This is a genomic window from Longibacter salinarum, from assembly GCF_002554795.1.
GTDB classification, from domain to species: Bacteria; Bacteroidota; Rhodothermia; order Rhodothermales; family Salinibacteraceae; genus Longibacter; species Longibacter salinarum.
Genome location: NZ_PDEQ01000011.1, coordinates 75,005 through 99,952, shown reverse-complemented (window position 1 = coordinate 99,952; position 24,948 = coordinate 75,005). Strand labels below are relative to the sequence as shown.

Below are 24,948 nucleotides of genomic sequence, written 5' to 3'. Positions count from 1 at the left end.
CCATGACTGATTCGTTTTCCTCCACGTCCCTCTACACCACGGAGGCGGCCTGCCGCTCCTGCGAGTCAGCAGCCGTCGAACAGGTGCTCGACCTCGGCATGACGCCGCTAGCGGATCGCCTGCTCACGGATGACACGCTGCACGAGCCGGAACCGATGGCTCCGCTCACGCTCATGGTGTGCCCAGACTGCGGGCTTGCGCAAATCCATGAGACCGTCGATCCGCGTGTTCTCTTCTCCGCCGACTACCCGTACTATTCGTCGGTGTCGCCGTCGCTGATGGCTCATTTTGAGAGGAGTGCAAAGCGTCTGATTCAGGAGATGGAGCTAGACGACGACAGCTTCGTGCTCGAACTCGCGAGCAACGATGGCTACATGCTCCGTCACTTCGTCGAAGATGGCATTTCCGTGCTCGGGATCGACCCGGCGTTCGGGCCGGCCGCAAAGGCCATCGAGCGCGGGATCCCTACGCGCTGCGACTTTTTCTCACAGGACCTCGCGCGGTCGCTGGTTTCGGACGGCATTCGCGCCGATCTGGTATTGGCGAACAATGTACTGGCGCACGTGGAAGACCTGAATGGGTTTGTCCACGGGATGTCGATGTTGTTGAAGCCCGATGGTCGAGCCGTGATCGAGGTCCCGTATGTCGTGGATCTGGTCGATCACTGCGAGTTCGACACGATCTACCACCAGCATCTCTGCTATTTCTCCGTTACGGCTCTCGATCGCCTGTTTACCCGGCATGGCCTGTACTTGAACCACGTCGAGCGGGTACCCATCCACGGCGGCTCACTTCGTCTCCGCGTCGAGCGGGAAGAAAAGGTGGACACATCCGTCACGGAGCTTCTTGAGATGGAGCAGGCGCGCGGGGTAAACACCGTGGCGTTCTACGAAGCGTTCGCTGACCGGGTCGAATCAATCCGGACAGAACTGCTGGACATTCTGACCTCGCTTCGTGCGGAGGGACAACGAATAGTCGGGTACGGGGCCGCTGCGAAAGCGAATACGCTCCTGAGCTATTGCGACATCGACGACGGCCTTCTCGATTACATCGTCGACCTGAGCACCGCGAAGCAGGGATGCTACATGAGCGGAAACCACCTGCCGATTTATCCGCCGGAGAAGCTTGCAGCGGATGCGCCAGAATACGCCCTGATCCTCGCGTGGAACTTCGCGGAGGAGATTATGACTCAGCAGAGCGCATATCGCGGGAAGGGAGGGCAGTTCATCATCCCAATCCCGGATCCGCACATTGTTGAGGGTCCAAGCACTCAGGATCTTCCGGGTGCCACGCCTTCCGGCTCGTCCGTTTCGACGACATCCACGAGATCGCTATGAACATTGCCTTCGTGGCGCAGCCGTGGCATGAACTGCATCCATTGAGGCGGCGTGGATCGCTAGGCATCTGGACCTCCGAAGTCGTGGAGCGCCTGACGCCAGCGAATCGTGTCGTCGTGTATTCGCCTGGAAAGTCGGACCATCGCCTCCGGTCGGTCGACCACGACGGCGCCGAGTACGTCTACATTCCGAAGACGTGGATGCGGGCGACGGAGACGGTAGATCGTGTGCTCCGTCGGGTTCGTCATCCGCTCGGCGGCGACTCGACGAGGCTTCCGTCATTTGCAAGAATGACGAGCTACCTGGGGTACATCTTGTGGATCGCATGGGATCTGCGTCGGCGCAATTGCGACATCGTGCACGTCCACAATTTCTCCCAGTTCATCCCGATTATCCGGATGCTCAACCCGGACGTGCGTACGGTGCTCCACATGCACTGCGACTGGCTGAACCAGGTGGACCATGCTACCATCGCGGGCCGACTAAAACGCACGGACCTCGTCATCGGGTGCAGTGACCACGTTTCGAGCGGGGTTCGGGACGCGCACCCCGAGTACGACCGTCGCATCACGACAGTGTATAACGGCGTCGATACACAGGCTTTCACGTGTGCCCCGTCCACCCGTCATTCGGATAGCAAGGATCCAAGTAGGGAGGATGTCTTCCGCTTGCTCTTCGTGAGTCGCGTTTCGCCCGAAAAGGGCGTCCACGTCTTGCTGCGGGCGATGATCCGTCTTCAGGACGTGGTGCCGAACATCAAACTTACCATCGTAGGTGGGCATTACCCGGTTCCGTATGAGTACCTCGTCGGCGTGAGCGATGACCCGATCGTGCGGTCACTCCATCGATTCTACGCTTCCGAGCGTCGGCGTCGTTGTATGTACCGAGAGCATCTTGAACGAGTGGTGCGGTTGAAATTGCCGGACACCGTGGACTTCGTCGGCCGGATTCCGCACGAAGAGATTACGTCGTATTACCAGAAGTCGGACGTGCTCGTCGCCCCCTCGTTGAGCGAAGCGTTTGGCATGCCAGTCGTGGAGGCGATGGCGGCCGGTCTACCTGTGGTCGCGGCGCGGACTGGTGGGCTCACGGAGATCATCATCAACAATCAAACGGGGCGCATCGTCGCACCGGATAACTCACGCCAGCTCGCGGATGCCATCCTTGAATTGTATCAGAGCCCTTCCCTGCGGTGCGCGATGGGCGAAGCTGGACGATTACGGGTTCGGGAATGCTTTGATTGGGATCGGGTCGTGCAGAGATTGCTGGAAGCGTACGAAGTGGCCTTCTCGGGAGCATCCGATGCTCAAATTCCATCGTTCATGAACGATGAGACCCGCGTTCAGGTCTCGTCATTCGATTCTTAGCATGGCTTAATGAACGTACCTCCTGTCGACATCCCCCGGATACAAGGTCTGCGCTCGCGGCTTCATCGGAGGGCGCACCGACTCACGGAGGCCGATCTTGATCGGCGTACCATGGTCTTTGCTCCGCATCCAGAGGATGAATCACTCGGATGCGGAGGGACGATTCTCCAAAAGCGCTGTCACGGGATTCCCGTCGACCTCGTATTTATGACGGATGGGCATCGCTCGCACGGTCGCCTGTTTGGAGCCGATCGTCTCGTTGCCATACGCGAAAAGGAAGCCCTCGCAGCGGCAGAGGACCTTGGCTGCGATTCCGAAGCCGTTCACTTTCTACGATATGCGGATGGTGCGCTGTCGGACTCGTTCGACGCAGCCATCGAGGCGGTGACGGCGCTACTCATCGATCGGCAGCCGAACGACATTTTTCTGCCACTTGCGAACGACGGACCGTCCGATCACGAGGTGACGTTTGACATCGTAATCGCTGCATTGCGACGGTGCGGACGCCCTGTTCGCGTGCACGAGTACCCGATCTGGTTCTGGGCGCGGTGGCCGTGGGTGCGCCTGCGTATCCGGCCGAAGCGAACAGGCTTGCGGACCTGGTTCGAACCGAATACAGCGATCCTCGGCCTACCGACCATGCGACGGCTAACGAGTGCGGTGTTCATTGGCAACCTGATCGATCGTAAGCGTGCGGCCCTGTTTTGCCATCAATCGCAGGTTTCATCCCTCAACGGCGATCCCGACTGGCCGGTGTTGCAGGACATCGCAGGTGGGGACTTCCTCGATTGCTTTTTTCATGATGTGGAGCTCTTCGCCTCGTGGACCTACGAGCCCGGCAGCGACCACCGATCCCCGTTAAGTCAGAGCGACATTGCCTCTCCACAGACGACCGAGTGTCATGTCTGACCTCCTCACATCGACAGATTCCGAGCGCGACGTTTCGGTCTCAACGCAGACTCGCGATCATCGGGTGCGTCCACGATTTGTTGACTCCTTTGACGACGATCGTGCGCCGGGAGCGGTTGTTGGAAGCCGGACGCCCGAAGGGATGCGTCGCTGGGGGAAAGACGCGGGCGATCATCTCAGCATCGATCGCGGGCACCTTCGCGTTGCGTGTCCCGACATCCCGGGTTGGAACCGGGAGGCATTGGCGTACGACGCAATGACGCGGCAGAGGGGTCGAACGCTGGCCGTGTGCATGGTGAACGGGCATAACAGCTCGCAGACCTGGCCCGAGAGCTATTGTCATACGTTTACGCGGACCGGTTGGTGGAAGCGTCGGATTCGGGGCACCGTTCGTCGCTGGACCGCCGGTCAGAGGGAGACGTCTGCCATTCCGTGGGCCTGGATACCGGGACGACTCGAGCGCGCATTTCGAGCGGATGTGCCCCACAAGATCGACTGGCCTCCCCTGAAAGAGAACATGGCGACGGGATGGTGGCCCGCGGACGATGACCTTCACCCGGATCGGATACAGAATGGCTTTCTGATGCGGGCAGGGGATTTGCAAAACGGCACCCTTCTCGCGCGTGTTGACGAACGCTGGCTTCCCGTCGTGCACGCTGTCCAGAATGTGCCGCTGTACCTCGTTTGTCGGCTCCGGCCGCACGGTGCGGTGTACTACGTGGCCTCGCTCCCGGACGTGAAGGGGCTCGCCGCTGCTCCATCGGCGCGACCTGTCGCCATCGATACCGTCGCGTCTGCATCTCGGGTTGCACCGGCCCTCACGCAGAGCATTCTCGGAGAGATTGGGTTCCGCGTCGATACGCGCGTCTCGTCCGTTCATGTCGCGGATGACTGGTTCGCATCCGACGAAAATATCCTGCTCGCGGACGATCTCACGGGCACCGGACAAGCGGAACGGACCGCGCCGGAGCGGGGGACCTCCTGGGCACTCGACCGCGGCGGCTTCATGCGGACCGATCGCGGGATCAAGCCACTGGTTCCGAGCGCGCAGCTCTGGCAACAGGTACCGGAGCCACCTGGGCTGATGCACGTCACGATCGACCGGTTGTCGGCTCCGTGGACGACTGGGCTGACGTTTCGCATGAGCGATCCATACACGTTTCGGTGTGTGCTGATCGGTTCCGACAAGGCGTACCTTTACACGGTCGCGCACGGGAAATGGAAGCAGATCGCAACAGACGATCTTACTGGAGATGGCGTACCGGGTGCACTTCAGGTGCTCGATGACGGGACATCGTTTCAGGCCGCGTGGAACGGGCGCCTGCTGTTCGACGGGCCCACCTACGACTCGACCGATGGATCGGCGTCGGGGGTTGGTATTCTGTGTCGAAAAGATACGCCAACCGGCCCCGGCAACGGCCAGACGATGGGCGGCGTGCCCGTGCTGCTGACCAACCTGGAGGTGCATCCGCGACAGGTGCCTTTACCGGACGCGCTTCTGGGCGACATCGCATGGACACCGCCGCCGGTAGCAACGACGATTACGGATGATTTTTCGACCGATGATACCGAGGAGTTGGAAGGGCGGATGGTGCCGGGTGCCGACATTCGATGGACGCGGACAGAGGGAGGCGGTCTGATCGATGCTGTGCCGGACCAGGGAGCCGTCGTGCGGGCGACCCTCGATGAGCCGAATCCCGAGCGCACGCTCTACACGATTCCGTGGGGCGATCCGACATGTGCGAGCATCGAGATCGACGTGATGCCGCCCGGCGACGAGGGGGATGCGCACCATCGGGGCCGCGCAGGAGTCGTTTTCTGGGAGGACGACGATCGCTATCTGATCGTGAGTACGTACCTCGACCCGTGGAAAATCGGACGATCGATTTCCTCCTTCTTCCGGCTCGATGGCACCGATGACCTTTATCGCGCCGTGTGGACCAATGTCGGCGACCGCCTTGAGGCCGGCGTCCCGTATTGCCTGCGCGTCGATAGCAACGGTGATCATTACGTCGTTCGGCTGAACGGTGAGCCTGTGCTCTACCGGGCGTGGTCGGACGTGTATCCGGGCATAAACCCAATGCAGATCCGCCGAGTGGGGTTGGTGGTGAACTGGGAGTACGGCAATGACACCGGCAGCGCGTTCCGTCGCTTCGTGTGTTCGGGTCGCGAGGACGCTGTCCACGAGGAATCCCTTCAATTCGGACAATCGGCATGAGACAAACGACGATGAGTACGGTCTGGAAACGGCTGCGGGACGTATCCGACACCGTGACGCGGATCTGGAACGGATCCACATTTACGATTGCCGATGGGCCCGGCGAGGGGCTTCGCATGGATTCCAGTCGGAGTCGGGTGTATCAAGACGGAACGGCTGAGATGCCCGTGCAACGTGCTCTGATGGACGTACTCAGGCCAGGGGCCGTGGCATACGACATCGGAGCCAATGTGGGGTTTTTCTCTCTGATTGCCGCCCGTGCCGTCGGGTCGAGCGGTCGTGTGTACTCGTTCGAGCCGGTGCCCGAAAATGCCCGCCTGATTCGCCGGAATGCGTCGCTGAACACGTTCGATCACATTCAGGTCGTGGAAGGCGCTGTCGCTGAAGAATCCGGGACGATCACCTTGACGCTGGCCGAACATCCGGGGGGCGCCACGCTCGCCCGCGAGGAACTCCAGCCTCCGCCCGATGCGAAAGGTGAGATCACTGTTCGTGCTGTGTGCCTCGATGAAGAGGTGGAGGCGGGTCGGCTTCCTGCACCGGATGTGATCAAGATCGACGTGGAGGGAGCCGAACTCGTTGTTCTCGACAGCATGTCGTCGATTCTGCGCACACGCCGGCCGATTCTCATTTGTGAGGTCGACGCCGCCGAAGAAGACACCCTCAGGGCTCGACAGCAGGCAATCCAGGATCGATTGGTCGCGGCCGAGTATCGGGTTGAACTGCTCCCGCAAAGCTATCGAAACAACGCGTGGTGCGTCGAACATCTTCTCGCTCATCCTGCCGGTCGGTCGTGAGGCCTGCGTTCATGTCTATCTCTTCTGCTATGTCATCTTCTCCCTCTCTTTCTGCGGATGTGCCGAAGTCACCATTTCAGGCATCCGACGAAGATCCGTTTTTTTCGGTGCATGATGTACCGGTAAACAGCGTTCTCCTCGTCGATTCGGAGGATGAGGCACGCACGTTTCCAACCGGTGACATCGAACTCGTCCTCTGCAAAGACAGTGGGTTCATCACGAACCGGGCGTTCGACGCGGAGAGCATTCAGTACACGGAGAAATATGAAGAGACGCAGGGATTCTCTGGGACGTTCAATGCTTTTCATCGTCGCCTTGCGCAGGACGTGATCGACCGGTTCGACCTGCGCAACAAGCATATTCTGGAAATCGGGTGTGGAAAAGGGGAGTTTCTGACGCTTCTGTGCGAGATGGGCGACAATACCGGAATCGGATTCGACCCCGCGTATCGACCGGAGCGCAATCAGCATCCCGCGGCAGAGCGCATTACGTTCGTGCGCGACTTTTACTCGGAGGCATGTGACAATGTCGATGCCGACGCGGTGTGCTGCAAGATGACGCTCGAGCACATTCCGGATGTGGAGGGCTTTGTCCGGATGGTTCGCAACGGCATCGGCGATCAAAGCCACGTGCCGGTCTTCTTTCAGGTGCCGGAGATGCGGCGGGTTCTGCGAGACGTGGCCTTCTGGGACATCTACCACGAACATTGCTCCTACTTCAGCCCGGGGTCGCTCGCCCGTCTCTTTCGTCGTGCCGGTTTCACGGTGACGGATCTGTGGACCGACTACGACGATCAGTATCTGATGATCGAAGCCTACCCGCGCCTTCAGGAGGAGCGGGTTGGAGCATCGCATCCACTCGAGGAGTCGCCCGCGGAGATTGCGTCTGACGTTGCACGGTTCGCTCGGAAGGTGAAGCCGCGCATTCGCAGCTGGCAGACGCTTTTGAAAGAGGTGAGCCGGGAGGGGCAGCGCGTCCTCATCTGGGGAGGTGGATCGAAGGCCGTTGCGTTTCTCACAACGCTCGGTCTGACGGATGAAGTCGCGGGCGTGGTGGACGTGAACCCGTACAAGCACGACCACTTTTTGCCGGGTACCGCCCATCGGGTACTGTCGCCGGACGAGGTGCCAATGCTAGATCCGGACGTCGTGCTCATCATGAACCCGATTTATCGCTCCGAAATCGAACAACAGCTTACCGACCTTGGCGTGGAGACGGATATCTGGCATGTAGATGAAGACCCGTCTGCACGTACGCTACGACAGCAATCCGAGCCTGCAGGGATGCCGGTGGTCGACGCGCACGACGGTTCGGTGTGTCCGATTACGAAGACAAGAGACACAACACCCGTTTTGTCGATCCGGGAGGTGCCGGTCCTGTGTAATGTACTGTACGACAGCCGAGAGGACGCTATGGTCGCCGAGCGGGATGACATCGACCTCGTGTTTTCTCCCGCGTCTGGTCACCTGTTCAACGCTGCGTTCGATTCCACGCGGATTGCCTATTCGCAGACGTACGAGAACTCGCTGCACCATTCGCCTCGGTTTCAGGCCTTTGCTTCTGAGCTCGCCCGTCGTCTCGTTCGCACGTACGATGTTCGTGGTGAAACGGTGACAGACATCGGTTGCGGAAACGGCGAGTTTCTAACGCTGATGTGCGAGGCCGGAAATAACCGAGGCGTGGGCTTCGATCCGAGCTATGATTCCGAGAACGTGGACCCCGCCGTCGGTCGCGGCATCACCATTATCCCGGACGAATACAGAAGCGCGTACGCCGAGATCGAGGCCCGACTGATCACCTGCCGCCACGTGCTGGAGCATATTTCGGAGCCACTGTTATTCATGCGGACGATCCGCCAGGCCTCCCGTTGGCACTCCGATACGGTCGTTTATCTGGAGGTGCCGAATGCGGACTTCATGCTCCGGAAGGGAGCGATCTGGGACCTCATCTACGAGCACGTGTCGTATTACACGCCGCAGTCGATCCGAGAGCTGGCGCGGCAAACCGGCTTCGATGTACTCCGCATGGAGGAGTCGTTCGGAGGTCAGTACCTGAGCGTGGACTTGCGACCCGCGGTTTCCGGATTGCCTCCCGAGCAACCGGATACCGATGTTGCTGGACACGAACGGGTACTCCGCAACCGGGTGGACGGCTTTTCCAAACGCTACCATGAGAAGCACGACCGCTGGAGTAAAACGCTGTCACAGGCCGCCCAGAAAGGCGAGACGGTTGTCCTGTGGGGCGCGGGGTCCAAAGGCGTGACGTTTTTGAATGCGGTCCCGGCGGCTCGGGCGGTCCCGGCCATTGTCGATATCAACCCATCGAAGCAGGGACGCTTCGTTGCCGGCACGGGGCAACCGATTGTGGCGCCCGAGGCTCTGGTCGAACTACAGCCCGATCTGGTCGTGCTCATGAACGGTCTCTACCGGGACGAGGTGAGCGACATGCTGGATGCGCTCGATCTTTCTCCACATCTGGTGACTGCCACCTGACGTCCTCGCGATTTGCAGGCAGTAGGTCCTCCTGAGCAACCCGCGACGTGCGGGGCTGTCCAATTCGACGAGGATTGTATCCAGCACATCTCGGTCGGTACGCTGACGGACGTGCAATTCAGCCTTCAATACGAAGGACATTCAGGGAGAGTGTGCCTGTACGTTTTGCAAACGGGACGTTCGAGAACAAGACCGGGAGGTTGGAAGAGGAACGCTTCGGTTTAGGCAGGGATCATCCCCCCCTCGGGTACGACGTCGGGGAAAACGATATGACCATGCGCCGTTTTGTCGAAATAGGTTTCGATTCATGCCTAACCCAAATTGACAATGTCGGGGGTCACGATCGTCATTGGAAGCGTTTCGTAGGCTTGAGGGTACCAGAAAATGTTGATTCCTGCGTCTCTTGCCCCTTTTTCGATCGAATCGACCTCACATCCGAGGCCCGACATCTGGACACGATCATTTGGATTCAGTATTAGTGGCACAGAATGCGTCCCATCTGGCCCGTCGGTACGAATCGGGGTAAAATCTGTATACTTGATGACTCGTTCTTCGGGGCTGCATGGTCTTGCTCTTCCGCTTTGACGCCTCCTATATTGCCGAATGAACCGTCCGACCGTCTCCTTATTCCACGACGCCATGTCGGAACCAACGCTGTTTCAGAAAATTATCGATGGCGAAGTAGACGCAGATATCGTCTACGACGATGACCACTGCGTTGCTTTTCGGGATATCAATCCGCAGGCACCCACGCACATCTTGATCGTGCCGCGAAAGCCCATCCCGAGCCTCGACGACCTACAGGAGGAAGACCGTGAGATCGTCGGTCATCTCTTCATCGCCGCCCGCAATATCGCCCGAGACGAAGGTCTACGGGATGGTTATCGGACCGTCATCAATTGCGGCGACGATGGAGGTCAGACCGTCTATCACCTGCATCTACACCTCCTGGGCGGACGTCGGATGGATTGGCCTCCCGGGTGATCCCCGCCGTTTTCCTGCTGTGATGTTCGTCGGGCGAGGATAAACCTGTTCGACCCACGCGCCACACGCCATCGTGCCGGTCCGTCCGCCGTCATAGCGGGGATGGAGCCGGCACGTTTCGTCTATATCATCCGTATCCAGTTCAACATTTTTCCTCGCATGACAACACTCGGCGTAACCGGTGGCATTGGAAGTGGAAAGACGACCGTCTGTGGTTTTCTCGCCGAACAGGGAGCCCGCGTGTTTTACGCCGATCTGGAGGCCCGGCGCCTGATGACGGAGCACGACGGGATCCGCGACGACATCACGAACGCATTTGGCGACGACAGCTATCAGGAGGATGGATCGCTGAATCGCGCGTACCTGGCCGATGTGGTGTTCAATTCTCCAGAGAACGTGGAGAAGATCAACGCGATCGTTCACCCTCGCGTCCACGAGGCGTTCGCGAAAACGGCCGAGCGAGCACGGGACGAGGGCGTGGAGGTGCTTGTGCATGAGGCCGCGCTGATCTTCGAGTCCGGTGGTGATAAGCACCTGGACGCCGTCGCCGTCGTGGTGGCTCCCGACGAGGAGCGCATTGCGCGGGTGGTCGATCGAGACGACACGACGCCAGACGAGGTGCGCGCTCGAATGAGCCACCAGCTCTCCCAGGATGAACTGCGGCGACGGGCGGACTACGTCGTGGAGAACGATGGCTCCCTCGATGATCTCCGGCAGAAAAGTATCGATCTCTACCGCACGATTACCGGCCCGTGACGACCGTGTCTGACGCCTTCGACGACCATTTCTCCGGCCATGCCGCCGACTACGCGCGATTCCGCCCGACGTATCCGGACGCCCTGTTCGATGCGATTACGGCTCCATGCCGTGCGCTCGATCTCGTGTGGGATTGCGGGACGGGAAATGGGCAGGCGGCCATAGCGCTTGCTCGCCGGGCGAAGCGTGTGATTGCCACCGACGCCAGTGCAGAGCAAATCAAACACGCCCTTCCTCACGCCCGCGTCGAGTATCATGTGGCGCCGGCGGCAAACGTCTCCATCGCGGACAACACGGTGGATCTCGTGACGGTCGCCCAGGCGCTGCACTGGTTCGACCTCGATCGGTTTTATCCGGAAGCACGCCGCGTTCTGCGTCCGGGTGGCGTGATTGCAGTGTGGACGTATTCGCTCTTCCACGTACCGGAAGGGGACGCGGAGGCGAGTGCGATTAACCCCGTGCTCCGCCGCTACTACGAGGATGTGGTCGGTCCGTACTGGCCACCTGAACGCCGACACATCGAGACGGGCTATCAGTCGCTTCCGTTTCCGTTCGACGAGATCGAGGCCCCGGAGGTGGAGTTGCGCATGGACTGGACGCTCGCCGAAACCGTCGGCTACCTACGGACATGGTCGGCGTCGCAACGCTATCGTGCAGAGCGGGAGGCGGATCCGATCGCCGAGATTGAGGAGGACCTACGCCGTGCCTGGGGGGAGGCCGACCGCGTTCGGACGCTCCGCTGGCCGGCCCCGCTGCGCATCGGTCGGACGTAGGGCACCGAGCCGACGGCTTTTAATGACAGTCCTTTCGTAGCTAGACTGTTCAGCAACCAGCAAAGCTGTTCAGTAACCAGCGAAGCTGTTTAGTTCGGATAGGGGATGCTGTGCAGCTGGTCGACTTCGGGTTCCTCAAGGCGGTGGGTCGTACCGTCGGGCCAGCGCACTTCGACTTCTTCGGCTGTGTCCGTTGTGCCGAGGCCAAAGTGGGCAACGGGCTCCATCTGGCACAGGTAGCCGCTGCCGGCGTCTACGTTGCGCCGCTGCGTGCGACCGCTAGCGGTACAGGTAACGACGGCTCCGCGCGCCGGTGCGCCGTGCTTTGTAAGTGGCGCAATACGAATGTAGTGGTGGTTATCCGATGCGCCGCGGCTGTGGTAGAGTGAGAGGGGCTGCGCTCCCGTCTCGCCATGGGCGACGAACAGTTCCAGCCGGCCATCGCCGTCAAAGTCGGCCACAGCAGCACCCGTGCCCAGCCCTTGCGGTTCGGTGGCATCTCCCGCGTCGATCTGGACCCAGGACCCATCCCGCTGTGCGAAGAGGCGATTCGGTTCGCCGATATTGTTAAAGAAGACCTCCTGGTAACCGTCGTTGTCGAAGTCGGCAGCAATCACGGTTCGTACGCGGGAGGGAGAGGCCATTGCGTCCGGAGTGACATCCAGAAATGAACCTCCGCTCTGCTGAGCGAAGAGGCGATGCCGTCCCTGCCAGTTGCCGTATACGACGCCGAAGGGGCCGCCTTCGCCGTGATCGATTGCATCCACGCCGCGGCCGTGCTCGTATCGGTCGGCGACCCCACGTCGGGCAGCGGTTTCCTTGAACGTCCCGTCTCCCTGATTTTCGAAGAGAAAGTTTGGGCCGTTCTCGTTCACGCAGAAAATATCCATCTGCGGCGTCAGGATGGGTGCTGCGATCACGCCGCGTCCACCGGTCGATAAAGCGACGCCGGCTTCTTCGGCGACATCAACGACGTGACGGTCATTCACTTCGTACAGGCGCATCGGACCGCCGTAGTTCGCGACAAAGAAGCCGTACCGACCATTGCCTGTGCGGTCGACGACTGCGACGGAGCGACCGGCCGTGAGGTTGCGGGAACGTTCGTTCTCCGGGTCGTCGAACAAATTTGTCCATGCATCGGAGCCATTGCCGGCAAAGAGTCGATCGGCAAAGCGCTTGCGCCCGGCGAAAGTATCCGTGTTTAGCACGTAGACTTCCTCCGTCCCGTCCCCATTCACGTCGGCTGAGGCAATTCCAATCGCCTGCCGTTCGGAATCTGCGATCGACGTGGTTTCCAGCTCCGTAAACCGAGTTCCATCCCAGGCGAAGACGAGATTGCGCCCCGTATATCCCGCGACAAGAAGCTCGAACTCCCCTTGATGTCGGAGTTGTCCGACAGCGACGCCGTAGTTTCGCTGAACGGGATTCTTGTTGATGAGGGACGTGGCGTCGCGAAACATGGCGCGATGGTGCTGAGCAGAAGCTCGTGGGGCCTCACCGGATTACACAAAGACACTCCGGCACGGGGATGAATCCAAGAGCCCGCCCACGAACAGGTTCATGCCCGGACGTAACATTACGGCAATCGCGAACTGGTTTGTAAAGAAGTCCTTTCGTTCGTACATGAACGCGTCGGGAGAAGACGAGGCCAGGCGAGGCGCACGTGTGATCAGGAGGAGTTCGGGGGGATCAATCGTTTGATAGGGTGCAGGCGCTGCGCTACCGGACCGTGTGGCTCAACCCGGGCACGAGAACGGATTGGGGGCGCCGGTGGCCCCAAGCATGTCGTCCATATTTCCAACGGCTTCTGCAGCACGCTCGGCAACCTTAAAGCCACCGCTAAAGCTACCCAGGATGAGCATCTTGCTGGTCTCGCAGGCGGCGAACAGCACCGCGCGCCGTGCATAGCGGTCCAACTCGGAGGCGTCCATCAGGGCGACGGCCATCGCCGCCCCGCCGTACATGCGCGCCAGCACCTGCCCGTGCAGGGCCACGGCCCCGAGCGCGACCCCGCCGATGGGATTGATTGCGCCGGCGGATACTGCGCCGCCAACCCACAGGTTGAGGACCGCGAACGTTTGCGAGAGAGCGTCGATGGATTCTTCGATGCGCTCGCGTCGACTCCCTCCGCCGCTGCCGTCGGCGAGCAGGCCCAGGAGCGCGCCGGTATCTTGCGTCACGCTCCAGAAGGCGGGCGGGCCTTCGCCATCTTCGGGACCGAGGAAATACTGATCCCGCTGCGTCCAGGCGTTGCGCGCGGCGTGCTGCCACGGCATCTTCTGTTCGTCGGACATGTTGGCCGCATCGTAGTAGTAGGGGGTGTATGTGTTGAGCGTTCGGAGCGGCCGGTCCGCCAGGCGCGATCGCGTGGTATCGGAAAAGAGGGCGTGTTCGGTGACAGCGAGGCGGGCAGTCTGGCGTAGCGTGCGGCGGAACGCGACGCGAGGATCCGGGGCGGCAGTGGTGAAGCCCGCAGTGGGTAGCACGTCGGCGCGGGTGCTCACGTAGTCCTCGCCGAAGGTGAAGTGCGTGCTGAAGAGGACAGCGCGCAGGCCCGTCTCGTAGGTGCGAGCGTTGCCGTCGGCCGGGGTGGGCAGCGGGGCGTGCAAGAGCAGCGGTTCGCTTGGAAGGAATCGCGTGCCCTGGCGGAGCTTCTTTTTGATGCGTTGAACGCCAGCTCCTTCGCGGGCCGCCAGGTCAACGGGCTTATGCGTGATCTTGGCGGACAGGAAGTCGTCGACGACGATGGCAGTGGAGGGCGCGGCGGCCTCGAACGAGAGCAGGTGCGTGCCGAAGAGCGCCCCGCGCACGGCGCGCAGGTCTGCGTCGGTGGGCCCCGTCTCGCCCTGTTCGTCCCACCCGGCGAGGGTGCGTTGTACCTCGGTGTCCCCAACCTGCACCGTCAGGTGGAGGCTGCTGAGCTGCACGGGTGGTTCGGCGGCTTCAGCCGTGTAGGATGCCGTACTTTCGGTGTTGCCACCATCGTTGAGGCGAAGCCGCACGGTGCGCTCGCCTCCCGACTTGGTAGGCGCGCGGTAGGCTAACCGGTACGGGTCCGTCACCTCAAACTCGTCCAGGTAGTCGAGGATGACGTTGCGCGCAGCCTCGCGCTCGCCACCGCTGACGGAGAACGCCGCCCCGCCGGTGGTGTCGGCCATTTTGTCGAAGGGATTTTCTGCTCCGTCGGCACGCTGCGTGGCCAGACGGTCGGTCACATCCAGGATGACGGCCGGCGGCCCGCTTTCGAGTACGCGACGGATTTCGTCGTTGAGGCCGTCGGTGGGTTCTCCGTCGTGGACGTAGACGATGAGGTTGGCGTCGCCGCGGGCCGCGTCCTTGAGCGCGGTCCACTGATCGGAGTTGGTTTCCCTGAAACGCACATCCGCGTTGGGGTATTCCTCGAGCACCTCTTCTCGCACGGTGCCTACAAGCTGTTCCATGCTCTCGCCCCGGAAGGGCTCCGGCATGCTCGTCGACTGGTCGGCAAGGATGCGCACGATCGGCGCGTCGCGGTTGGCGCTAAGCGTGAAGCCGACCGCTTCGCCCTCGTCTTTCACTGCAAAAGCAGAGGCCGGCAGTCCGTTGACGACCTCGCCGTCTTCGTCGAGGGGGCGCACCTGAAGTGTCACGTGTGGAAAGCCCTCCGCCACGGCCTGCATTTCGATGGTTTCGACGGTCGCGGGGTCGGTGCCGTCGCCGGAGCCCTGCAATGTGCGTCCGTTGTAGGTAAGCGTGCCATCGTCGTGGGATTCGAGGCGGTCGCCGTCAATCGTCACGGCGTCACCGTGCTCGGATAGCTTGGCGGCTTCTGTTTCCGATAGGTTCGGCGCCTGCATCGCCAGAATCGGGGCAAAGATGCGCACGTCGTTTAGACGCGCCTCAAGCAACTCCTCCAGTTCCATCGTCGGTGCCATGCGAACGAGAAGTTGCCGCCCGGCCACCTCATCAGCCGTCCACTGCCCGCTGACGAGTTCGAAGCGCTCCTCTGGGGCAGACGAGACGGCGGCTTCGAGGGTGACTTCTACCGCGAGCGGATCGTTGGCTTCATCGGCGGGCGTGAGCTGATCGTTGTCCACCGGCGGGGCACCGAGGGAGGCATTCGGGCGCGAGGGGTTGGCGTAGAGCTCCGATTCGTTTTCGTCGCTCAAGCGCACGCCCACGGCCTGTTGCCAGCGAGCGCTGAACGCATCGGCTTCCTTGGCGTCTTCGGGAAGCACATCGAGAAGGCGTTTTGCCAGTGCGGCACTTTCTTGGCCGTCTTCGTCGATACGCGGGATGGCGTCGCTCGCGGCAGTTTCGGGAAGGCCTAGCTCCTTGCGCCAGTGCGTCACCGTTTCCGGATCGATTTGGGGCGCGAAAGGAGTTTCGACGGGGTGGTAGAAGGCATCCCGCTCGCTGTCGGCACGTGAATCCGGCGACGTGACGACCTCAGCCTCCAGACCGGCGCGCTGATACAGATTGGCCAACAGGTCAGCTTTTTCGCGAGGCGTGCCCGCCCCGCCGCGTAGCGTGGCTCGCGTCCCCCAGCGGACGCCGTTCACGAGGTCGTTCGTCCCCCAATACGACGTGGGGGGCGGATAGGTGGCGATGCGGTCACGAACGAACTGGAAGATCGCCTCCGGGTCGCCTTCTTCAACAAGGCGGTCGGCCTGGGCGGGGAGATGATCAGGCGAGGTGCGGAGGGCCTGCTGCATTTGCTCCCAGACGGCGTAGGGCAGCGGGCCTTCAATTTTCGGGGGCTCTCCTTCGCAGCCGGAAACACATCCCGGTAGCGTGGCTGCCAGTGCGGCGCTTCCGGCAAGACCGGCGCTGCGCTTCAGGAAGTCGCGGCGGTCGATGGTGCCATCGAAGAGCGAGAGGAGCCGCTCGGCGAGCGACTCGTCAGGCATCGGTTCGTCAGGCATCGATTCATTGGACGTCGATTCGTCGGGCATGGCAGCGGGCCGAGGACAGAAAGAGGAAAGAGGGCGGAAAAGAGAGGCGAGCACGCGCGTCCGCCTTCGTCATGGACGTCGATATCTTTCATGCCGTCCGGCGCAGCCGCGTGTGCGTGTCGTGGGGCGGCACCAGCTCGAACGGGACGAAATCGGCGAGCAGGGCGATTCCAACGAGGGCCAGGATCTCAGCGTAAAACGTGAGTAGGTCAGACGGGCACTTCATGCCCTTTCGCGAATCATCGTTACAACATCTGATCATCCGGAAGGCGTCGGAGTCGTCGCGAGATTTCCCGAATGGGTCGGCTCAGAATATAGATCAGGCCACTTTTTTGTGTGGGATTTACGACTCGGACACCATCCGTAATTACGAGCACGATCCGGACAACATCCAATCACCTCCGCGTTTCCGCGATGATCGCCGCTTTCATCCGAGGTGCTCCAGGGCGTTTTCGAACGCCTACTGCACGTACGAACGCAACGGCTCGTAGACCTGAATCGTCTGCGGGTTGTCCTGCGGCAAGAGCTTTTTCAGGAGACTTCTGGCACCTCTTCGTTGGCGAGCCGCTGGGCGGTGGGGAAACACAGCCTGTGCGCCAATCGCCCAGATGCCAGCGCAACGTGTTGACCAGGCCCTGAAGAGTAGGACCGCCTCTGGCCTTTCTTCCCTTCCCGCGGCCCCGGATTCCCCGTTTGCGAAACGCAATCTGCTCGGCTGCCAGCTCGGTCAAGGAAGAAACGCACATCCGGGTCCCCAGCGGCGTTCGGAGATCATTCCCGCCTCTCCGATGACGTTGTGAGGAAACCCGTTGCCGTGTCAGTAGCCGACGGCTGCTCCCGAACGACGCGGATCCGCGCCGCCAAAGTATTCCTGCTCCCCCTTCCTGTCGGAGGGATATCGGGCACGGATGCCGTGGGCTCGCCCCCAGGTGTCGTACCCGAAAATTCCCTCCTTCACGACCCATCCGCGCGTCTCCAGGTTTTCGACGACATCGGCGGGAAGTGTGTACCGTTCGTGGTGTAGCGTCTCGGGGCGCCACTGGTGATGGATGCGTCCGGCGGTGACGGCCTGTTCGATGTCCATCCCGTAGTCGATCACGTTCGTGATGACCTGGAAGACGGTCGTGATAATGGTCGAGCCGCCCGGTGCGCCAATAACGAGATGAAGTCGGCCATGTGCGTCCTCGACGATCGTTGGCGTCATCGACGACACCATGCGTCGGCCCGGAGCGACGAGGTTGCGCTCGGAGCCGCTGAGGCCGAACTGGTTGGGGACACCCGGTTTCAGCACGAAGTCGTTCATCTCATTGTTGAGAAAGAAACCGGCGCCGTCGACGACCACCTTCGATCCGTAACTCGAATTCAGTGTCGTCGTCACGCTCACGGCCATCCCATTATCGTCCACCACCGAGTAATGGTTCGTTTCCATCGACTCGTCGGCCACAGCGGGCTGGCCGGCGGACACAGAATCCGTCGGGGTGATCCGATCGGGGTCAAATGTCGCCATGCGCTTGGCAACGTACGCGGAGTCTGTCAACTCTTCCGTCGGGATGTCAACGAAGTCGGGGTCGCCGAGCCACTTCGCCCGGTCCGCGAACGTGCGCTTCATGGCCTCGCCGAGGTAGTGCACGGTCGAGCTCGACTGGTAGCCCATTGCCTTCAGGTCCTTCGCTTCCGCGGCATGCAGGAGTTGCGCCAGCGCTACGCCGCCCGACGACGGCGGTCCCATCGCGTGCAGCGTGTAGCCGCGGTAGTTCATCGACACCGGCTCACGCTCGACCGACGTGTAGTTGCGCAGGTCCTCCCGGTCGATCAGGCCGCCAAGTTTGTCCATCTGATCGACGATCTGCTGCGCCGTTCTTCCGTCGTAGAACCCGTCGATTCCGTGATCCCGGATGCGCGTGAGCGTCTCGGCCAGATCCGGCTGCCGCCACCGTTCGCCAGCCCGGTACCGCTTGGCGGAGTCCGCTTTGGTGAAGTACGTCCGCGTGGACTCAAACGCCGAGAAGTCGTCCCGATAGTTGTTGAACCGCTGGGCGACGCCGTACGGAAGCGGAATGCCCTCTTCGGCCATGCGGATTGCCGGACCCATGACTTCCTCACGCGACAACGTGCCGTACTTCTTCAGTGCGCTGAGCAGTCCGTGGACCGTGCCGGGGACGCCAGAGGCAAGAGCACCTACGCGACTCCGGCGCGGAGCCGCATTCCCTTCTTCATCCAGAAAAACCTCCTGCGTCGCTCCGGCCGGCGCCGTTTCCCGGTGATCGATGGTGGTGACCGTGCCGTCGGCCATGCGGATCACCATGAAGCCGCCTCCGCCGATGTTGCCGGAGGACGGGTAGACGACAGCGAGCGCGAAGCCGGTGGCGACAGCGGCATCCACGGCGTTTCCACCCTTCCGCAGCATCTCGACGCCGGCTTCGGAGGCCTCGCGTCGGGCGGACACGACCATGCCGTTGTCGGCAAACTCAGGTGTCGACGAGGCGGACGGAATCCGATCAGGAGTCCCCGTGATAGAGGTGGCATCATGCGTCCAGCCCGCGAGAGCCAGGAGAGCAGCGAGTACGACGGTTAGGGCGACGCCGACGTATATGCTTCGCCGACGGGAGAAGAGGGGGCGCATGAGGGAGGGGGACAGATGATAGAAATCGGCGGATCCGGGCGAAAGCGCGATATCTACGACCAAATGAGGCGTTGTCGCCCAAGGCATTACTTGATACGAACGCTTCGCCTATATCCTGGCCCGAACCTCGAGGTGGAGTTTGGGCTATCAGTCGTTGCGCTGGTGCGCTTAAAAACGTACAGCCTGACCCTTTCGATATCCAGACCGGCGGGGTTACGACCTCGCAAGCCGGCAAGCAGACTTGCATTTCTTTTTCTCGATCGACCCTCCGTGTCAGACGGCGCCTATGCGACTCTTCACCTTTGTATTGCTGTTGCTCGTTGCTCTTACGCAGCCCGCTCCGCTCGTTGCACAGTCGTCGCCGGGTCAGGACCGACCGTGGCTGCCTGTGGAGGACGATGCCGCCGCGTGGCCCGTGCCCGTCCTGGATTCGATCGTCGCTCGCGCGCAGAATCTGCAGCCGCTGTCCAGTCTGCTCATGGCGCACGGCGACACGCTCGTCGTGGAGTGGTATGCGCCGGGGCAGAGCGCAAGAGAGGCCGTCAACGTCAAGTCAGCCAGCAAAACGATACTCTCTGCGCTCGTCGGACTCGCAATTCGCGACGGGTACCTGGAGGGTCCGGAGCAGCCGATCGGTCCCTTTTTTCCGGACATCCTGGATGGTACGGCGCCTGAGGACAGCGTCCGGCGCTCAATCACGCTGGGCGACCTGATGACAATGCGGGCGGGGCTCGAATCCACCAGCTTTGGGAATTACGGCTCGTGGGTGAGCACGAACAACTGGGTGCGCGATGCACTCGAACGTCCACTGGTGAGCACGCCGGGCGGGCGGATGATCTACAGTACAGGAAGCTCGCACCTCGTGGCGGTCATCCTGGAGAAGGCGACGGGGCGCGACCTTCGGGCGTACGCACAGGAACAGCTCTTCGACCCCCTCGGCGTCCAGATCCGGGCGTGGCAGGAGGACCCGCTCGGCTATCGTTTCGGAGGCAACAACCTTGCACTCACGCCACGCGGACTCCTGAGCTTCGGGCAGCTCTATCACCGCGGCGGATGGGTGAAAAGTGACAACGGACAACGCCGACAGGTCATCCCGCCCGACTGGATTGGAGCAAGCTGGAACGTCCGTGTCCTGCGCACCTACCGCGGGTTTCGGTACGGCTACTTCTGGTGGTTCGAAGTCTTCGGTGGTGAGCCCACGTTTTTCGCGTGGGGATACGGCGGGCAAATGCTCTTCATTGTACCGTCACGGGACCTCGTCATGGTGATGACGTCATCGCTGTCGTCCCAGGCAGATGTCGGAGACCAGAGCGGACGTCTAATGCGCTTCTGCGGCCAGATTAATGAGTGGTTGGGGGGTGAAGATTAAGGATTGGGGATTAGGGATTCGGAATTGAGAACTGAGGGTTGAGAACCTGTCTGGCGGACAGCCTTCGGCGATCCAGTGGTACGGACTCGCTATGTTCCAACTACCGGGTTCGGTTGATCTCGCGCACCGTGTCTACTGCGTCATCGCGAGAAGATCACCGTCAGGCTTTTGATAAGCATGAGCAACCGTCTTTGCGTTTCGAGATCTATCCGCCAAACAGGTTGTGAAACGTGGAGACAGCTTCGGATCCGTCCTTCACGACCGTAAAAAATCCAATCCACAACCCACCATTCACAATCGACAATCATTAATCAATCAACCGGCGCAGCCCGCGGGGGAGGAGTTCTTTCAGAGAATCCTGCAGCGCGCTCGTGTCGATGGTAAACGTCGGTTCGCTGATGGTGCCACCAACGGAGATGCCGACCGGGACGGTGCCGTCCTTTCCGCTCAGGCGATCCAGGATGCCGCCGGTCTGGCCGGAAAGCTTCGAGCCACGAACCATCGAGAGGGGCATTTCTGCCGTCATGTCCAGGTCCACTGTGCCGCCGAGACCGAACGCGCCGCTCAGCGAGGTCTGGACCTGATTATTTTGCATGTCCCATTCGCCGATTTTGAGTTCGCCGTCTTCGATCGTGAAAGGGCCACCGAACTGTTTGAAGTTGGAGAACGAGGGTTTGCTGACGCCCAGTTTATCCACGAGCTTCGCGGGAAGGGCGAAGTCCGAGGAAAATCCGCCGTCTGCCACGAGTGAGCGTCCGCCGGCGGTGAGCGCTTGTGCGACCGGCAGCAGACCGCTCGTCAGTGGAGAGGAGCCGTCGATCGAGAAGTCCATCGTGCCATTCACGAACTCGCCCAGCGTCGTCCAATCGCGCAGGAACGCACTGGCCTTTGCTCCGGTCAACTCGAAGTTGTATGACAGCGCGGTGGGTGTTGCCGGCATCGGTAGGCGCTCGACTCGACGAGGGGCGATGCCACCACGGGCCGATGCCATCAAAACAGATTCTTGCGACGCGGGGCGGACATAAGCCGAGGTTGCGGCCGCGCTCTGATCCAGCACGATCGATCCGGCCAGCGTTCCGCCGTACGTTTTCGCGGAAAGGTTCGGGACCTCGAGACGACGGTTCCGGAGGTTGACATCGAATGTCAGGTTGTCGAACCGCTGTGGGTCATTGAGCAGCGTGCCGATTCGCACGTCGCCGTTCACGCGGTAGGCGGGGAGTTCGACGTCTCCGTACACCTCCTGGGCGACCTCTTCGGCCGGACGTCCATCCACGCGCGTTCCGGCAAGCTGCGCGGTGAACAGGTCGGCATAGGTTGGCGCGGATCCGTCTTCTTCCGGCATCAGCTCGACGAGGTCGATCTCGTCGGATGAGAAGTTGAAGGCGATCCGGACCGCCGGGTTGGTTTCTGCAAGGCCACGTGAGACCGGGAGCAGGTCCTGCACGGTGAAGCCCAGCTGCATGGTGGTTTCGCCGGAACGCATCTGGAAGCGGTCGGCCTGGAGTCCGGTCCCGGTGAGTTGAATCGTGGCATCGTCAATTTCAAGCGGCTCGCGCAGCGACTCGTTCGGGACCCGCACGTTCGCCAGCGTGATCGGGCCGCGCACGCGGATCGCGTCGGTATCGGTGGCTGGACCGGAGAAGCGGATGTCGTAGTCCACGGCACCGGCGATGTCGACCGTCTCGCCGCCTTCCTCGGCTGCGAGCGAGGACAGCTCCGCCAGGTCCGCCGCGCCGGCGAGTTGTCCGTTCAGCTGCGGCGCGTCGGCGAGCGGTTCGCTGACGGTGACTTGTCCAGACAGCGGTTTGCCCAGCAGGCGCCCCTCGATGTTGTTCACTGCGATCGACTCCAGCGAGATCGAGAGCGCAGCCCCGAGGTCGGCGAGCATGGTGGTGCCGTCAACGTCCACGCCAACGCCGGAGAGCGACCCGTCGCCCGTCAGGGAAAGGCCCTCGGTCGAGCCCGTGCTATCCGGGAGCGGGCCCTGCATCGCCACGTTCAGATTGAGTGTGCCGCGCGGAGCGACGCCTTCGCCCACGCCGCCGGGAACGATGGCGGCGAGTTGCGCGAGGTCAGCGTCCGTTGTTTCGATTGCAAGATCCACGACCGGACGATCGGCGCTCATTTCCCTGATTGAGCCGGTCATGGCGAGCCCGATTGGTGGGGTGGACACCTTCAGGTTGCGAATGTCGATGGTGCCGGCTGTCGTGTTCGCGAGCGCATCATAGTCGACAGTAGCATTCTGCAGCGCCGTCGTGTCCGCGTCCGGTTCAGACACGTAGGCCAGCGTCAGGTCCTCGATCGTGCCGCGGCTATCGATCGCCTGTGGGTTCTCTCCCGGAACGGCCCGGAGTTGAGCGGTGAAGCCCAGTTTCGCCCATTGGCCCGTACTGCGGTCGTCGTACAGAACGCGTGCTTCGGTAAGCCGGAAGTCCGAGACCGAGACGGGCATCGCACTCTCTGATGTATCGACCTCGGCACTGTCCGTTGCTGCAAAGGTGTCAAAGTTGGTCGCTCCGTCCTCTGCAATCTGATAGCGGACGACGGGGCGCACCAGTTCGATCGACGTGGGTTCGATCGTTGCCGTGAACAGGGGCCAGAGGGCGAGGTCGACGTTCAGTGCATCGCCCTGAATGGCAGGTTCGTCTGTGAACACCCCACGTGCTGCGAACGTCGAGTCGTTTGCGATCGTAAAGTCTGTAATACGTACGGTTGGGAAAGGCAATACGCGGAGACCGATCGACCCGATCGTGACATCGCGCTGGACCGCGTTCTCAACCTGTGGCACGACAATGCGTTTGAGTCGCTCCGGCGGGAAGATCTGCGGAAGGACCACGGCTGCAAGCAGGACGAGCCCCACAAACCCGCTGATGACGTAGAGAGTCCACCGGAGGACGTTGGAAGAAGACGATGAGGACGGGTCGGACGTGCGTGAGTCCGATGATGCCGAAGATGCGTCGTCAGCCATGATTGATGCAGGACTGGAAAGAGAAGATGGATGAAACCGCCGGGGCAGGCGCTTGCGCTGAGAGCAGGGGCTCTGGTCTTAAGATTTCGTCACAAATATCGACATAGAATATGCGGTATGCAATGTGCCGATCCGTACGTACGGTGTAGGAAGCAGTCTGGAAACTGTAAAAGAGTCGTGGGGTGAGCGAACATGCAGTCCCGTTTATGGTCTGTACAACGCTGCACGAAGAACGTCGCGAATTGTTGAAGTGATCGAGCGCTGTGAGCGCCTGTCCATGTCTACGGTGTACGTCACACGGAAAGTCCATTTTAATGCTGCGCACCGGCTCCACAACCCGGAAAAGTCGGACGAGTGGAATCGGGAAACGTTTGGCCCGTGCAACCATCCCAACTGGCACGGCCACAATTACGTATTGAAGGTCACGGTCGCCGGCGAACCCGATCCGGACACCGGGTACGTGATCGACCTCAGCGACCTGAAAAGCCTGCTCCACGAGGAAGTCGTTGATCAGGTGGACCACAAGAACCTGAACCTCGACGTCGACTTTCTTGACGGCGTCATTCCGTCGACGGAAAATTTTGCGATCGCTATCTGGAACCAGCTTGAAGGCAAACTTCCGTCTGGGCGCCTTCACTGTGTTCGCTTATACGAGACGGAGCGCAATTACGTTGAATACTACGGAGACCAAGAGCCTCGGTGATTTATTCCGCTCTCGCCTCCGCTGGCTGTCCTCTTTTCCCCCATTGATGTCATGTCTGAGAAAAAGATCCTTTCGAACGAGCTTCGTATGAATGGGACTCCACATGGTGGTCCGCCGCGTCTGTACGAGCGACGCGACCTGTACGACGAGCAAGCAACCACATCGATCGCCGAGAACGTTCAGGAGGTGCTGTCCCAGTTGGGAGAGGACCCGGAACGTGAGGGGCTGCAGAAAACGCCTGAGCGTGTCGCCAAGGCGTATCAGTTCCTGACCCACGGATACTCGCAGGATGCCCGCGCGATTCTCGAGGGGGCGCTCTTCGAGGAGGCGTATGATGAGATGATCCTCGTGAAGGACATCGAGCTGTACTCGCTTTGCGAGCATCACATGCTTCCGTTTTACGGTAAGGCGCACGTAGCCTACATTCCGAATGGCCGGATCGTCGGCTTAAGCAAGATCCCGCGAACGGTCGAGGTGTTTGCCCGACGCCTGCAGGTGCAGGAGCGCCTGACGATGCAGATCCGCGATGCAATTGATGACGTGCTACAGCCTCTCGGCACGGCGGTCGTGATCGAGGCTCGCCACCTTTGCATGATGATGCGGGGAGCGGAGAAGCAGAACTCGATGACGACGACGAGCTCGATGAGCGGCGAATTCGAGGAGCATCGCACCCGCGCCGAGTTCATGCGCCTCATCCGGGCAACGGACTAGAAGGACT

At 61.2% G+C, this 24,948-nt stretch carries 17 protein-coding genes; 12 read left to right on the top strand and 5 right to left on the bottom strand.

Going from position 1 to position 24,948, the window contains the following annotated elements:
- Positions 1 to 2 precede the first annotated feature (2 nt).
- The 9 genes from CRI94_RS16685 to CRI94_RS16645 all read left to right on the top strand — a co-directional run bounded on the left by CRI94_RS16685 (position 3) and on the right by CRI94_RS16645 (position 11,633).
- Positions 3 to 1,337 carry a class I SAM-dependent methyltransferase gene (locus tag CRI94_RS16685; protein WP_098078846.1) on the top strand — a complete coding sequence of 445 codons (1,335 nt, stop codon included), beginning with the start codon at positions 3 to 5 and terminating at the stop codon, positions 1,335 to 1,337.
- Entirely contained in the window at positions 1,334 to 2,704 is a 1,371-nt protein-coding gene (locus CRI94_RS16680) for a glycosyltransferase family 4 protein (RefSeq protein WP_098078843.1), read from the top strand. The genes CRI94_RS16685 and CRI94_RS16680 overlap by 4 nt, the downstream gene beginning before the upstream one ends.
- A 111-nt stretch (positions 2,705 to 2,815) precedes the next feature.
- Complete coding sequence (locus tag CRI94_RS16675) at positions 2,816 to 3,613, top strand: PIG-L deacetylase family protein (RefSeq protein WP_179862376.1); 798 nt, start codon at positions 2,816 to 2,818, stop codon at positions 3,611 to 3,613.
- Positions 3,606 to 5,831: a hypothetical protein gene (locus tag CRI94_RS16670; protein ID WP_098078832.1), complete on the top strand. Its 2,226-nt coding sequence runs from the start codon at positions 3,606 to 3,608 to the stop codon at positions 5,829 to 5,831. Before CRI94_RS16675 ends, CRI94_RS16670 begins: the two co-directional genes overlap by 8 nt.
- Complete coding sequence (locus CRI94_RS16665) at positions 5,828 to 6,628, top strand: FkbM family methyltransferase (RefSeq protein ID WP_098078829.1); 801 nt, start codon at positions 5,828 to 5,830, stop codon at positions 6,626 to 6,628. The genes CRI94_RS16670 and CRI94_RS16665 overlap by 4 nt, the downstream gene beginning before the upstream one ends.
- Positions 6,629 to 6,657: 29 nt before the next feature.
- A complete protein-coding gene (locus tag CRI94_RS16660) occupies positions 6,658 to 9,120 on the top strand; it encodes a methyltransferase domain-containing protein (RefSeq protein ID WP_098078825.1) in 2,463 nt (820 codons plus the stop codon).
- Between the two features lie 639 nt (positions 9,121 to 9,759).
- Positions 9,760 to 10,104 (top strand): histidine triad nucleotide-binding protein, encoded by a 345-nt coding sequence (locus CRI94_RS16655; RefSeq protein WP_098078883.1) that lies wholly within the window; start codon positions 9,760 to 9,762, stop codon positions 10,102 to 10,104.
- Between the two features lie 159 nt (positions 10,105 to 10,263).
- Positions 10,264 to 10,860: a dephospho-CoA kinase gene (gene coaE, locus CRI94_RS16650; protein ID WP_098078880.1), complete on the top strand. Its 597-nt coding sequence runs from the start codon at positions 10,264 to 10,266 to the stop codon at positions 10,858 to 10,860.
- Between the two features lie 5 nt (positions 10,861 to 10,865).
- The gene (locus tag CRI94_RS16645) at positions 10,866 to 11,633 is read left to right on the top strand and encodes a class I SAM-dependent methyltransferase (protein ID WP_098078877.1); all 768 of its coding nucleotides are present in this window, start codon (positions 10,866 to 10,868) and stop codon (positions 11,631 to 11,633) included.
- Positions 11,634 to 11,722: 89 nt separating this feature from the next.
- On the opposite strand, the gene CRI94_RS16640 is transcribed toward CRI94_RS16645, so the two are convergent.
- From CRI94_RS16640 to ggt, 4 genes are all read right to left on the bottom strand, one after another.
- Positions 11,723 to 13,093 (bottom strand): CRTAC1 family protein, encoded by a 1,371-nt coding sequence (locus CRI94_RS16640; protein WP_098078821.1) that lies wholly within the window; start codon positions 13,091 to 13,093, stop codon positions 11,723 to 11,725.
- Positions 13,094 to 13,369: 276 nt separating this feature from the next.
- On the bottom strand, positions 13,370 to 16,567 hold the full coding sequence (locus tag CRI94_RS16635; protein WP_098078817.1) for a twin-arginine translocation signal domain-containing protein: 3,198 nt from the start codon (positions 16,565 to 16,567) through the stop codon (positions 13,370 to 13,372).
- 88 nt (positions 16,568 to 16,655) lie between these two features.
- Positions 16,656 to 16,793, bottom strand: coding sequence for a hypothetical protein (locus tag CRI94_RS17795; protein WP_179862375.1), 138 nt, complete (start codon positions 16,791 to 16,793; stop codon positions 16,656 to 16,658).
- Positions 16,794 to 17,384: 591 nt separating this feature from the next.
- Positions 17,385 to 19,190 carry a gamma-glutamyltransferase gene (gene ggt / locus CRI94_RS16630; RefSeq protein WP_098078813.1) on the bottom strand — a complete coding sequence of 602 codons (1,806 nt, stop codon included), beginning with the start codon at positions 19,188 to 19,190 and terminating at the stop codon, positions 17,385 to 17,387.
- A gap of 286 nt (positions 19,191 to 19,476) precedes the next feature.
- On the opposite strand from ggt, the gene CRI94_RS16625 reads away from it, so the two are divergent.
- The gene (locus CRI94_RS16625; RefSeq protein WP_098078809.1) at positions 19,477 to 20,559 is read left to right on the top strand and encodes a serine hydrolase domain-containing protein; all 1,083 of its coding nucleotides are present in this window, start codon (positions 19,477 to 19,479) and stop codon (positions 20,557 to 20,559) included.
- Positions 20,560 to 20,866: 307 nt separating this feature from the next.
- Here CRI94_RS16625 and CRI94_RS16620 read toward each other — a convergent pair whose 3' ends face one another.
- On the bottom strand, positions 20,867 to 23,527 hold the full coding sequence (locus tag CRI94_RS16620) for a DUF748 domain-containing protein (protein WP_098078805.1): 2,661 nt from the start codon (positions 23,525 to 23,527) through the stop codon (positions 20,867 to 20,869).
- 277 nt (positions 23,528 to 23,804) lie between these two features.
- On the opposite strand from CRI94_RS16620, the gene CRI94_RS16615 reads away from it, so the two are divergent.
- Positions 23,805 to 24,230 (top strand): 6-pyruvoyl trahydropterin synthase family protein, encoded by a 426-nt coding sequence (locus CRI94_RS16615; protein ID WP_098078801.1) that lies wholly within the window; start codon positions 23,805 to 23,807, stop codon positions 24,228 to 24,230.
- Positions 24,231 to 24,317: 87 nt separating this feature from the next.
- Positions 24,318 to 24,941, top strand: coding sequence for a GTP cyclohydrolase I FolE (folE, locus tag CRI94_RS16610; RefSeq protein ID WP_342751898.1), 624 nt, complete (start codon positions 24,318 to 24,320; stop codon positions 24,939 to 24,941).
- The last annotated feature ends 7 nt before the right edge of the window (positions 24,942 to 24,948 follow it).